This is a genomic window from Variovorax sp. YR216 (assembly GCF_900107745.1).
Lineage (GTDB): Bacteria > Pseudomonadota > Gammaproteobacteria > Burkholderiales > Burkholderiaceae_C > Variovorax.
This window is the reverse complement of the sequence record NZ_FNRO01000015.1, coordinates 47,031-59,279: the sequence shown is the minus strand read 5'-3', so window position 1 is coordinate 59,279 and position 12,249 is coordinate 47,031. Positions and strand designations below refer to the sequence as shown.

The following is a 12,249-nucleotide window of genomic DNA, read 5'->3' as shown; positions in this document are numbered from 1 at the left end:
CGCGGCGGCCCAGCAACAACTTCATCAGGAGCAAATGGAAATGGCACAACATCTGAGCGGCCCCGCCAGCCTGGAAGGCCAGGTGGCGTTCATCACCGGCGGCGCCGGCGGCATGGGCCGGGCGATCTCGGCCGCGTTCAAGGCGGCGGGCGCGCGCGTCATCGCGACGGACCGCGCCGAGAAGGAAGACATGGGCGCGGGCATCGAGTACCGCCGCTATGACGTGACCTCGCGCGCCGACACCGACGCGGTGATCGATTCCGTGATCGCGAAGCACGGCCGGATCGACATCCTCGTTCTCTGCGCCGGCATCATCGCGCGCACCCCGCTCGGCGAGAGCACCGACGAGGAGTGGGACGCGATCATGCAGGTCAACGTGCGCGGCGTCGTCAACCCGGCGCGCAAGCTGTTCCCGCTGATGTGCGAGCGCGGCTACGGAAAGATCCTCGCGGCCGGCTCGATCGCCGCCAAGAACGGCGGCGTCGCCTCGGGCCCGGCCTACGTGTCGTCGAAGGCGGCGGTGCACGGGATGATGCGCTGGATCGCCAAGGCGGGCGCGCCGCACGGCGTCTACGCCAACACGCTCGCCCCGGGACCGGTGGAGACCGCGATGTGGGCCAATGTCACCGGCAGCGCCGCGCCTTCCGCCAATGCCACTGTGCCGCTCGGACGCTACGGCAATGCGGAGGACATCGCGCAGGCGGCCCTCTTCCTCTGCTCGCCCGCTTCCAACTGGATCACCGGCACGTCGCTCGACATCAGCGGCGGCATGTGGATGGACTGAACCCAGGGAACAAGCCATGACAGAGCAATCCAGTCCGGTGATCGGCTTCGTGGGCCTGGGCGTGATGGGCGGACCCATGTGCCGCAACATGGCGCTCAAGCATGCGGGCGAGGTGCTGGCCTTCGACACGAACGGGGCGGCGTTCGAGGCGGTGCAAGGCACCAAGGCGCGCCGCGTCCAGACGCTCGGCGAGCTGGCCGCGCAGGCAGAGGTCGTCTTCCTGTCGCTGCCCGGAGGCCCCGCGGTCGAAGCGGTGTGCCTCGGGGAGCAAGGTCTCACGGCGGGCGCACGCCGTCCGCAAGTGATCGTCGACCTGAGCACGACCACGGTGGCATCGGCCCGCGGGGTTGCAGAGCGCCTTGCACAGCGCGACGTGCAGTTTGCGGACGCGCCGGTGGCTCGCACACGCGAGGCGGCGCAACGCGGCGAGCTCAGCATCATGGCCGGCGCACAGCCCGCGCTCTTCGCGCGCATCGAGCCCTTGCTGCGCTACATCGGCTCCGACGTCACGCTGTGTGGCGATGTCGGCTGCGGACAGGTCGTCAAGCTGATCAACAACGCGCTGGTGTTCGAGAACACTGTCGCGCTGGCCGAGATGATGGTGCTGGGCGAGCGTGCGGGCGTGAAGCCCGAGACGCTGCTCGATGCCGTCTCGAAGGGTTCGGGCGACAGCTTCGTGCTGCGCAACCATGGCCGCAAGGCGATGCTGCCGCGCAGCTTCCCGGACAAGTCCTTCTCGCCGGAGTACGTGCTCAAGGACATCTCATACGTGCTCGAACTGGCCGGGCAGACCGGCGTCGACGCGCATGTCACCGAACTGGCGCAGCGCTACTACGCGGCCACGGCGGCCCACGGCTTCAGCGGCCGCTACTTCCCTGCGGTCATCGAGATGGTCGACCGCAACCAGCGCCTCTCCGAAAGAAAGGCCTGACACGCCATGGCCGACTTCCTGGGTCTCGTGTGGGCCGGCATCGTGAGCGGATGCCTCTATGCCATGGGCGCGATCGGCATCGTGCTGATCTACAAGAGCTCGATGGTCGTGAACTTCGCGCACGGCAATCTGGCGGGCCTCGCGGCCTTCCTGGTGTTCGGCTTCACCGGCGGCATCCTCGGCAACATGACGTGGGGCGCGGCCGTCATGCTGTCGCTGGCGATCATGGTCGCGGCGATGGCGGTGGCCTACCTGCTCATCGCGCCGCTGGTGTTCAAGTCGGACCTGACCAGCACCATCGCGACGCTGGGCGTGGGCCTCGTCACGCAGGGCATCACGCAACTGGTGTTCGGCTCCAACGTGGTGTCGCTCGAGCTGCCGCTGCCCGCGTGGCGCGTCGACCTGGGCCCGATCCGCATCTCGTCCTACGACCTCGCGGTGCTCGGCGTCACGCTGCTCGTGATCGGCGCGCTCTACCTGCTGATCGAGCGCACGCGCATCGGCATCGCGTTCCGCGCGGTGTCGGCGCATCCGTTCGCCAGTCGCGTGTGCGGGCTGAGCCTGCGGCGGATCCATCTCTTTTCGTGGGTCGTCGCAGGCCTGCTGGGACTGGTCGCTTCGCTGCTGATCGTGCCGACCACCTTCCTGTCGTCCACCAGCGTGGCGTCCTTCATGCTCCAGGCCTTTGCCGCGGCGGTCGTCGGCGGCTTCGCCAGCCTGCCCGGCGCAGTGGTGGGCGGGATCTTCATCGGGTGCTGATGAACCTGCTGTCCTTCTACGTCGCGGCGGAGTTCAACAACACCTACATGCTGGTGACCATCCTGCTGGTGCTCAATCTCTTCCCCAGGGGTGTGCTGGCGGTTCGCGGAGGTGCCCGTGTCTGAGGCGGCCATGATCACCGCCACGCGCGCGCCTGCGGCCGAGGCACGGCCCGGGGCCACGCGGCAGCTTCCATGGGCCGCCGTCGTGCTCGGCGCGGTGCTGGTGCTCCTGCCATGGGTGGCGGGCGGGTACTGGACGTTCACGCTCGGCCTGTGCTTCGCCAATGCGATCGCATTGCTCGCGGTGAGCTTCATGGTCCGCTACGGCGGCGAGGTGTCGATCGGGCATGGCGTCTTCGTCGCTGTGGGCGCCTACGTGGTGGCCATGGGCGAAAAGTACCTGGGCCTGTCGCTGCTGGCGAGCCTGCCGTTCGCTGCGGTTGCGGGCGCGTTGCTCGGGCTGGTGTTTGCCTATCCGTCGCGCAACCTCTCGGGCATCTACCTGGCGGTGGCGACCATGGCGCTGGCGCTCGCGCTGCCCGAGGTGCTTCTGTACTTCTCGAAAGTCACCGGTGGCTACGAAGGCCTGTACGTCAAGCGCGATGCCTTGCCCGGGATGTCGCGCGAACTGCAGCGCTACTACCTGCCGCTGGCCGGGCTCGTGATCGTGGTGCTGGTGTTGAGGCAGTTCCGGCGCTCGCGCCAGGCGATGGCGCTGCTGCTCATCCGCACGTCGGCGCCGGCGGCCGAATCCTTCGGCGTACGGCGGAGCTGGGCACGCCTGTCGTGCATGGCGCTCAGCGCGGCGATCGCGGCCATCGGCGGCGCGCTGCTGTCCTTCAGCTCGTCCACGGTGTCGCCCAACAGCTTCACGCTCTGGACCTCGATCTTCCTGCTCGTGGGTTCGGTGGTGAGCCTGTATTCGCTGAGCTTCATCGGCAGCTTCATCGGGGCCCTGTTCCTGACGCTCATGCCGCTGCTGCTGGCAGGCGCGGGCGACTGGGTGCCGATCCTCTATGGCGGTGCGCTGCTCGCGGTGGTGCTGGGCGTGAATGCGCTGCCCGCATCGCTGCGCAAGCGTCTCGAAGGGGGGCACGCATGACAGCGACCGCCACTGTGATGCAGCCGGCGGCGCCGCTCGCGGTGCAGGGGCTGTCGCTTTCGTTCGGCGGCATTCAGGTGCTGCAGAAGATCAGCCTGCAACTCAGGCCGGGCGAGATCACGGGGCTGATCGGCCCCAACGGAGCCGGCAAGACGAGCTTCTTCAACTGCCTCACGGGCCTGTACTCGCCGCAGGTCGGCAGCATCCGCCTGGGCGATGTGAAGCTGGAAGGCGTGCCGCCCACGGGCCGCGCGGCGCTCGGCTTCTCGCGCAGCTTCCAGCACGTGGCCCTGTGCCCCGAGCTGTCGGTGGCGGAGAACGTCGCGATCGGGCTGCATCGCCAGAGTCGCGCAGGCTGGCTCGACGCCTTCCTGCCGCTGCCGCAGGGCCGCGCCGAGCGCGCGAGCAACCGCGAACTCGCGTTGGCCGCGCTGTCGCGCCTGGGCATCGCGCATGTGGCGGACGAGTCGCCGTCGCAACTGCCGCCGGGCGTGCTGCGACTCGCGGAGATCGCGCGCGCCATCGCCGGCCAGCCTCGCGTGCTGCTGCTGGACGAACCGGCGGCGGGCCTGAATTCGGTGGAGACGCGCGACCTGTCCGACGCGCTCAAGAAACTGCGCTCGCCGGGACTGGTGCTGGTCGTGGTCGAGCACGACATGGACCTGATCATGGAGGTGTGCGACAGCATCCACGTGCTCAACGTCGGCACCTTGCTGGCCTCGGGCACGCCGGCGCAGATCCGCGGCAATGCCGACGTGGTGCGGGTCTACCTGGGGGACGAGGATGAGTGAACTGCTGCATGTCGAGGCCCTGAGCGTGAGCTACGGCGCGGGACCGGTGGTGCACGGCGTCTCGCTCGCCATGGGTGCGGGCAGCGTCGCGGCACTGCTGGGTGCGAATGGCGCGGGCAAGTCGAGCACGCTGCGGGCGATCGCCGGGCTCGAGCCTGCGCAGGGCCGCATCGTCTTCGACGGGCAGGACATCACGCGCCTCGATGCGGCGCAGCGCTTCCGCGCGGGCATCGTCTACGTGCCAGAGGGCCGCGCGATCGTGACCGACCTGAGCGTGGCGGAGAACCTCACGCTCGGTTCCTACTTCGTCGACAGCCGCACCCGCGCGCAGCGCCAGCAGATGGTGCTCGACTTCTTCCCCGAGATCGCCAACCGCCTGAAGGCGCCTGCGGGGCTGCTCAGCGGCGGCGAGCAGCAGATGCTGGCCATCGGCCGCGGGCTCATGTCGGCGCCGCGCCTGCTCCTGCTCGACGAGCCGTCGCTGGGCCTGGCGCCCTTGCTCGTGGCGCGCGTCTACGAGCGGCTCGCGCGCATCCAGCGCGAACAGAGGCTCAGCGCGCTGCTGGTCGAGCAGAGCTTTCACGCGGCGGCCAAGCTGGCTTCGCGGGCCTGGGTGATGCGCCATGGGCACATCGTGGGTGAACTGGATTCGGCCGCACTGGGCAGCCGCGAAGGTCGCCAGCGCGCGATCGACGCCTACCTGGGTGCGCGCGCAGAAGCGGCGCAGGCCGCACATGCATGAGCGGAGACAACAAGCCATGAAGCAATTCAAGCTGCAGGGTCGCGTGATGGCCGAAGGCCTGCGCTTTCCCGAAGGACCGATCGCCATGCCCGACGGCAGCGTGCTGGTGGTGGAGATCGAAGGCGCGCGCCTGATGCGCGTGCAGACCGACGGACAGTTGCAGGTCGTGGCGACGCTCGGCGGCGGCCCCAACGGCGCGGCGATCGGGCCCGATGGGCACTGCTACGTCTGCAACAACGGGGGCTTCAGCTGGCGCACCGATGCCGGCTTCACGCGGCCCACCGGCCCCGCCGTGGACTACGAGGGCGGCGCGATCCAGCGCGTGGACCTGAAGACGGGCGCGGTGGAGATGCTCTACACGCACTGCGACGGCATTGCGCTGCACGGGCCCAACGACATCGTCTTCGACGGCGAGGGCGGCTTCTGGTTCACCGACTTCGGCAAGACCTTCGAGGACCGCATGCTGCGCGGCGCGGTGTACTACGCGCGCACCGACCGGCGCTTCATCCGCCGTGCGGCGCATCCGGTGCTCACGCCGAACGGCGTGGGGCTGTCGCCCGATGGACGCACGCTCTACGTGTCCGAGACGGAAACGAGCCGCCTGTGGTCCTACCCTGTGAAGGGGCCCGGCGAACTGGGCCTTGCGCCCTGGCCGTCACCCAATGGCGGCACGCTCGTGCATGGCCTCGCGGGCTACCAGCGCTTCGATTCGCTGGCGGTGGAGGAGAGCGGCAACATCTGCGTGGCCACGCTGGTGCACGGCGGCATCAGCGTGTTCTCGCCGGGGGGCGAGCTGCTCGAGTTCCACGAGGCGCCGGAAGGCTACTGCACCAACATCTGCTTCGGCGGGCCTGATCGGCGCACCGCCTTCATCACCCTGTCGGGCTATGGGCAGCTGCTTGCGGCCCCGTGGCCCCGGCCCGGCCTGGCGCTGGCGGCCTGACCGCGATGGAGAACCGCATGAATGCCATGAAGGCCCTCCTGCAACCGATCCGCCGCAGCGTGCTGCGCATCAGCTTGGCCGCGGCGCTGGCCGTCTTGCCGCAATTCTCGATGGCGCAGTCGGGCTGGCCCGAGCGGCCGGTGCGCATCATCGTGCCCTATGCCGCCGGGCAGGGCGCGGACGTGCTCACGCGCCTGCTCACGCAGGAGCTCCAGAAGACGCTCGGCCAGAGCTTCGTGATCGACAACCGCGCAGGGGCCGGCGGCAACATCGGCGCGGCGGCCGCGGCCAAGGCGGCGCCGGACGGGTACACCTTCCTGCTCGGCACCAACGCCACGAACGCGGCCAACGAGTTCCTGTTCGCGAGCCCCGGCTTCAGCCCGGCCACCGACCTGGAAGCCGTCGGCATGATCGGCCTGCTGCCGATGGTGTTCTGCACCTCGTCGCCGGACTTTCCCACCAACGGCATCGCCGAGCTCATCGCCGGCGCACGCGCCAAACCCAGCACCCTCAACGTCGGCCTGCCCAGCACGACCGCGCAAGTGGTGTTCGCGCAGTTCGTCAAGGAAGCGCAGGCGCCGCTCTTCGCGGTCAATTACAAGTCGTCGGGCCAGTCGATGACCGACGTGCTCGGCGGTCAGATCCCGCTGGTCATCGACACGATCACGGCAGCGCGCACGCACATCGCCAGCGGCAGGCTGCGCGCGCTCGGCATCACTTCGCTGCATGCCAGCGAGATGCTGCCGGGCGTCAAGCCGGTCTCGGAGCAAGGCGTCCCGGGATTCGACGTGGTCGCCTGGGATGCCCTGTTCGCGCCCCGCGGAACGCCGCCCGACATCGTCCGCAAGCTGAGCGAACACATGCAGGGCGCGCTGCAGCAGCCCGAGACGCGCCGCCGAATGATGGAGATCGGCGTCGAGCCCAAGTCCATGTCCGCCCCCGAGCTCGACGCCTTCGTGAAGGCCGAGCGCAAGAAATGGGGCGCAGTCATCCAGGCCGCCGGCATCCGCAGCGAGTGAACCCCACGCGCGCACAAGTACAGAGACACAGAGACACCGCTTCCCCCAACCGAATGCATTTCGCATCTGACTTCAACCTGCCCCAAGGAGCATCAACGTGAGCACTGCCATTGCAACCCCCCCTCAATCCGACGTCGGCAATCGACCCGCCGAGGGCCTCATCACCGACGAGGCCATCGCCGCGGCGAAGGCGATGATCGGCCTGCACCTGCGCCCCGAGGGCCCGTATCTGCAGGACGCGACCGCGGACACCCTGCGCAACTGGTGCAACGGCATCGGCGACCTGAACCCGCTCTACCGCGAAGCTGGCTACGGCCCCGCGACGCGCTACGGCTCGATGGTCGCGCACCCGATGTTCCCGATGACCTTCGGCTGGCTCGGCCGCACCCGCTGGGGCCTGCCGGGCGTGCACGGCTTCTATGCCGGCAACGACTGGGAGCTGTTCCGCCACGTTCGCCCGGGCGATCGCATCTCGGCGATCGAGCGCGTGGTCGGCGTCGAGGAAAAGGAAAGCAAGTTCTCCGGTCGCCTGGTGCTGCAGTACGTCGAGGCCTGCTACTACAACCAGCGCAGCGAACTGGTGGCCCGCGCGCTCGGCACCTGCACGCGCCATGAACGCAAGGCCGCGCGCGACACCGGCAAGTACAAGGACATCGAGCAGCACGAGTACTCGGAGGAAGAGCGCGACCGCATCGACGAGATCGTGCTCGACGAAGTCAAGCGGATCCGCGGCGCCAACGTCCGCTATTGGGAAGAGGTGCGCGAAGGAGAAGAGCTGCCGACCATCGCGCGCGGTCCGCTCTCGCTGATGGACACGATGGGCTTCCTCGTCGGCTGCGGCCGCGGCCACACCCACGGCGTGGTGCTGCAGGCGGCGGTGAAGCACCCGGGCCACTTCTTCCGCAACCCGGAAGCCGGCGGCGGTGTCGAGTACACGGGCATCGGCCACCACCGCGAATCGGTGGCCAAGGAAGTCGGCGTGCCCGGCACCTACGACTACGGTCCGCAGCGTTCGGCATGGATGTGCTCGCTCGTGACCAACTGGATGGGCGATGCCGGCGTGCTCAAGCGCGTCCGCACCGAGATGCGCCGCTTCAACATCGTCGGCGACACCACGTTCTGCAAGGGCAAGGTCCTGCGCAAGTACGTCAAGGACAAGATCGGCCTCGTGGACATCGAGATCGCTGCCGTCAACCAGCGCGGCGAAGTCACGACGCCGGGGCTTGCCACCGTGGCCCTGCCTTCGCGCGACGTGAAGCTGCCGGCCTTCATCGACGGTTCGGCCGTGGACCTCGAACTGCCCGTGGTCCGCTGAAGCCACCGGCCATCCGTACGCAAGGGGGAGTGCGCATGCAATCGAAGGACGATTCGCCACAGGCCGATCAACCCCTGGCCGGGTGCCGCGTGGTCGAGCGCTCGCGCTCGGTGGCGGCGGCCTACGCCGGGCGGCTGCTGGCGGCCATGGGTGCGGAGGTCGTGATGCTGGAGCCCGCGCAGGGGTCGCCCCTGCGCAACGCCCCGCCGCTGCTTGCGGGCAGCGGCGACAGCGCACTCTTCGCGTATCTGTCGGTGGGCAAGCGCAGCCTCGTGTGCAACCCGCACACGGCCGCCGGGCAGGCGCTGCTGCAGCGGGAGCTCGCGCAGGCGGACATCCTCATCGACGACACGCCGCTGGAGGAGCGATCGGCCGTGAACCTCGATCCTCACGCAGTCGCCGAGCGGCATCCGCAGCTGGTGCATGTGAGCGTGCTGCCCTTCGGCGCCAGCGGGCCCAAGGCGCGCTGGTGCGCCGAGGAGGTCAACCTGCTGCATGCCGGCGGCGAGGGCTACCTGCTGCCCAACGGGCTGTCGAACGAGCTCTTTCCGGATCGTCCGCCGCTGAAGATCTACGGACACTTCGCGGGCTACCAGGGCGGCAGCACCGCCGCGATGTGCGCACTGGCCGCATGGTGGGCCGTGCCCCTGCAGGGTGGGCAGTACGTGGATGTGTCGGTGCAGGACGCGACGCTGTCCGTGGGCGCGTTCGCGCTGCAGCGCCTGGGCGACGGCTCGCTGGAGCACCGGACCACGCGGCGCTTTCGCTACGGGGGCGTGTTCGAGACGCTCAATGGCTACCTGGAGCTGCTGACGCTGGAGGACCGCCAATGGAGCGGCCTCGTCGAACTCATGGGGCGGCCCGCATGGGCGCTCGACGAGGCGCTGCACGACCCGCTCGAGCGCAGTCGCCGCGGCGACGAGCTCAACCGGCACATCCGCGAGTGGATGGCCCGGCATCGGGTGGAGGACATCGTCCGGCGCGCGCAGGAACTCGGCGTGCCCGCGGCGAAGTACCGCACGCCGGCGGAGGTGGTTGGCGGCGAGCACGAAGCCGCGCGCGGGCTGTTCGGCCCGGCCACGCTGGAAGACGGCGAGGAAGTCGACGTGCTGGTGGCGCCGTTCCAGTTCCGCTGCACGCCGCTCCAGCGGGGCGGCGCGGTGCCCGCTTTGGGTGAGATGAACGAGGAGGCGATCGAGGTATGAAGCAGCTCCGAGCTCCACTGGCCGGTGTGCGCATCGCCGACTTCACGATCCACGCCGCCGGCCCTTTCTGCACGCACCTGCTGTCGCAACTGGGCGCCGAGTGCATCAAGATCGAAAGCCGCACGCGGCCCGATGCCTTCCGCAAGCCGCATGCGGTCTACGGGCGCATGCAGGCGGCGACCTTCGATCAGGTCTCGGCCAACAAGCTGTCGGTGCGGCTCAATCTCAAGCAGCCCGAGGCCGTGGCGCTGGCCAAACGCATCGTGACCCTGTCCGACGTGGCGGCGGAGAGTTTCCGGCCCGGCGTGATGAAGCGGCTGGGGCTCGACTTCGAATCGCTGCGCGAGGCGAAGCCGGACATCGTGCTGCTCTCGCTCTCGTCCTGCGGGCAGAGCGGGCCCGATTCCCACTTCGCAGGCTATGCGCCGCTCTTCGGCGCGTGGGGCGGGCTGGGCTGGATGACCGGCTACGCCGACGGACCGCCGGTGGAGATGCGGCATGTGATGGACCACTCGGCCGGCGTCCACGCGGCGCTGGCGACGATCGCGGCCCTGCATCAGCGCCGCCGCACCGGGCGTGCGCAGCACGTCGACCTCGCCGCGCGCGAAGTCGCCTCGGCCATGATCGGCGACGCACTCGTGCAGGCCAGCGCGGGTCACGAGCCGGTCCGTACGGGCAACGCCGATGGATCCATGGCGCCGCACGGCATCTACGCCACCGCGGAGCCCGATCGCTGGCTGACCCTGGCGGTACGGAACGACGGCGACTGGAACGCACTGCAGCGCGTGCTGGGCCAGGCGGCCGACGATCCGCGCTTCGACACCCCCGAGGGGCGCCGGCACCACCGGCAGGACCTCGACGCGCTGGTCGCCCGCTGGCTGTCGCGCTGCGATGCGGACGAGACGGCCTCGCGCCTGCAGCAGGCCGGCGTCTGCGCGCACGTGTCGTGGAACATGCAGGACATCGCCGAGGACGCGCACCTGCGAAGCCGGGGTGCGCTGACCGAGGTGAGCGCACCGGACATCCCGGCGCGGCTGGCAGTGGGCGCGCCGGCGCGTTTCAGCCGCTCCGGCGATGTCGGCATCCGCCGGCTCACGCCGGCCCTCGGACAGGACGAAGATTACGTCTACGGCGAACTGCTGGGCCTGTCCCGTGCACAGCGCGCCGAACTCGAAGGGCGCGAGGTCATCCTCTGACCGGCAGCCGCTTCGCATGACTAGAAGGAGTTTCAATGAAAGATTCGATCTACCTCGTCCTCGACATGGAGAACGACCTCGTCCATGCCGACGGCCCGAACGGCAAGGCCGCCTACGGTGAACAGGTGAACGGGCGCCGCATCATCGAGAACACGCGCGAGGCGCTGCGCAAGGCGCGTGCGGCGGGCCTGCACATCGGCTTCGTGCGCGTGGGCTTTTCGCCCGACTACCGTGAATGTCCGCCCGAGTCGCCGATCTTCTCGGGCGCGCGCAAGAACGGCATCTTCAAGCTCGGCACCTGGGGCACCGAGGTCCACCCCGACCTGGGCATGCAGCCGGGCGACTTCGACATCGTCAAGCACCGCGTGAGCCCGTTCTACAGCACCAGCCTCGAAGCCATCCTGCGCGCCAAGGGCATCCGCCGGATCTATTGCTCGGGCATGTCCACCAACGCGGTGGTGCAGGCCACGGTGCGCGACGGACATGATCGCGACTACGAGATGGTCGTGCTGGAGGACTGCTGCTGCGCGCTGTCGGCCGAGGAGCACGAGCAGTCCATCGCCGGGCTCAAGCGCTTCTGCCGGCTGACCAGCTCGCAGGACGTGGTCTTCGAGTGACGGGCGCAGCGACCATGCCGCGTGCCGCCCGCAGCCTCCTGTTCGTGCCGGGACACCGGCCAGACCGCTTCGACAAGGCCGCGGCCTGCGGCGCGCACCAGGTGGTGCTGGACCTCGAGGACGCGGTGGCGCCCGAAGCCAAGGCCGAGGCGCGCGAAGCGGTCGCCGGTTGGCTCAAGCGCGGCGGTCGCGCGCTGGTGCGCATCAACGCAGCGGACACCGCGTGGCACGAGGCGGATCTCGACATGCTGAAGCCCTTTTCGCATGCCGGCGCGATGCTGGCCAAGGCCGACCGGCCATCGCTCGCGCACACCGTGGCCGCACTGCCCGGGCGGCCCGTGGTTGCGCTGGTGGAGACCGTCGCCGGCTACCTCGACCTGCCGGCGCTGTGCGCCGTGCGCGGGTTATCGCGCATCGCCTTCGGCAGCGTGGACTTCGGGATCGACAGCGGCATCGCGGACGAGGGCGAGGCGATGACGCCGGTGCGCGTGCAGATCGTCCTGCAGTCGCGCCTCGCGGGCCTCGCGGCGCCAGTGGACGGCGTCAGCGTGAATTTCAGCGATGCCGGCCGCATGCGCGCGGACGCGCTTCGATCGCGGCAGCTCGGTTTCGGCGGCAAGCTGTGCATTCACCCCGCGCAGGTTCCGGCGGTGAACCAGGCATTCGAGCCGACGGAAGAAGAGCGCGCCTGGGCCGGGCGCGTGCTGGCCGCCTTCGAAGCCAGCGCAGGCGCCGCGACAGCGCTTGACGGCAAGATGATCGACCGGCCCGTCGTCGAGCGCGCACGCAGGATCGCGGCCGAACTTGCGCTCCGGACGGCCGCTTAGAATCGTGCGCACAAGG

At 69.4% G+C, this 12,249-nt stretch carries 14 protein-coding genes; all 14 read left to right on the top strand.

Annotation, left to right across the window (positions count from 1 at the left end):
• Positions 1-40: 40 nt before the first annotated feature.
• The 14 genes from BLW05_RS27090 (at position 41) to BLW05_RS27030 (ending at position 12,233) form a co-directional block, all read left to right on the top strand.
• Positions 41-784 (top strand): SDR family NAD(P)-dependent oxidoreductase, encoded by a 744-nt coding sequence (locus BLW05_RS27090; RefSeq protein WP_093166776.1) that lies wholly within the window; start codon positions 41-43, stop codon positions 782-784.
• A gap of 16 nt (positions 785-800) precedes the next feature.
• The gene (locus BLW05_RS27085; RefSeq protein WP_177142827.1) at positions 801-1,715 is read left to right on the top strand and encodes an NAD(P)-dependent oxidoreductase; all 915 of its coding nucleotides are present in this window, start codon (positions 801-803) and stop codon (positions 1,713-1,715) included.
• Between the two features lie 6 nt (positions 1,716-1,721).
• Positions 1,722-2,474, top strand: coding sequence for a branched-chain amino acid ABC transporter permease (locus tag BLW05_RS27080; protein ID WP_218135231.1), 753 nt, complete (start codon positions 1,722-1,724; stop codon positions 2,472-2,474).
• Positions 2,474-2,599: a hypothetical protein gene (locus BLW05_RS36570; RefSeq protein WP_256330520.1), complete on the top strand. Its 126-nt coding sequence runs from the start codon at positions 2,474-2,476 to the stop codon at positions 2,597-2,599. The genes BLW05_RS27080 and BLW05_RS36570 overlap by 1 nt, the downstream gene beginning before the upstream one ends.
• A complete protein-coding gene (locus BLW05_RS27075) occupies positions 2,592-3,578 on the top strand; it encodes a branched-chain amino acid ABC transporter permease (protein ID WP_256330519.1) in 987 nt (328 codons plus the stop codon). Before BLW05_RS36570 ends, BLW05_RS27075 begins: the two co-directional genes overlap by 8 nt.
• Positions 3,575-4,369 (top strand): ABC transporter ATP-binding protein, encoded by a 795-nt coding sequence (locus BLW05_RS27070; protein ID WP_093166670.1) that lies wholly within the window; start codon positions 3,575-3,577, stop codon positions 4,367-4,369. Before BLW05_RS27075 ends, BLW05_RS27070 begins: the two co-directional genes overlap by 4 nt.
• A complete protein-coding gene (locus BLW05_RS27065; RefSeq protein ID WP_093166669.1) occupies positions 4,362-5,111 on the top strand; it encodes an ABC transporter ATP-binding protein in 750 nt (249 codons plus the stop codon). The genes BLW05_RS27070 and BLW05_RS27065 overlap by 8 nt, the downstream gene beginning before the upstream one ends.
• A 16-nt stretch (positions 5,112-5,127) precedes the next feature.
• Positions 5,128-6,054 carry an SMP-30/gluconolactonase/LRE family protein gene (locus BLW05_RS27060; RefSeq protein WP_093166668.1) on the top strand — a complete coding sequence of 309 codons (927 nt, stop codon included), beginning with the start codon at positions 5,128-5,130 and terminating at the stop codon, positions 6,052-6,054.
• A gap of 17 nt (positions 6,055-6,071) precedes the next feature.
• A complete protein-coding gene (locus BLW05_RS27055; protein ID WP_218135230.1) occupies positions 6,072-7,073 on the top strand; it encodes a Bug family tripartite tricarboxylate transporter substrate binding protein in 1,002 nt (333 codons plus the stop codon).
• A gap of 97 nt (positions 7,074-7,170) precedes the next feature.
• A complete protein-coding gene (locus BLW05_RS27050) occupies positions 7,171-8,388 on the top strand; it encodes an FAS1-like dehydratase domain-containing protein (protein ID WP_256330518.1) in 1,218 nt (405 codons plus the stop codon).
• A gap of 35 nt (positions 8,389-8,423) precedes the next feature.
• Positions 8,424-9,593, top strand: a complete 1,170-nt coding sequence (locus tag BLW05_RS27045; protein WP_093166667.1) for a CoA transferase — start codon at positions 8,424-8,426, stop codon at positions 9,591-9,593.
• Positions 9,590-10,789 carry a CaiB/BaiF CoA transferase family protein gene (locus tag BLW05_RS27040; RefSeq protein ID WP_093166666.1) on the top strand — a complete coding sequence of 400 codons (1,200 nt, stop codon included), beginning with the start codon at positions 9,590-9,592 and terminating at the stop codon, positions 10,787-10,789. Before BLW05_RS27045 ends, BLW05_RS27040 begins: the two co-directional genes overlap by 4 nt.
• Positions 10,790-10,824: 35 nt before the next feature.
• Complete coding sequence (locus tag BLW05_RS27035; RefSeq protein ID WP_093166665.1) at positions 10,825-11,406, top strand: cysteine hydrolase family protein; 582 nt, start codon at positions 10,825-10,827, stop codon at positions 11,404-11,406.
• Positions 11,407-11,420: 14 nt separating this feature from the next.
• Positions 11,421-12,233 carry an HpcH/HpaI aldolase/citrate lyase family protein gene (locus tag BLW05_RS27030; protein WP_093166664.1) on the top strand — a complete coding sequence of 271 codons (813 nt, stop codon included), beginning with the start codon at positions 11,421-11,423 and terminating at the stop codon, positions 12,231-12,233.
• Positions 12,234-12,249 lie beyond the last annotated feature (16 nt).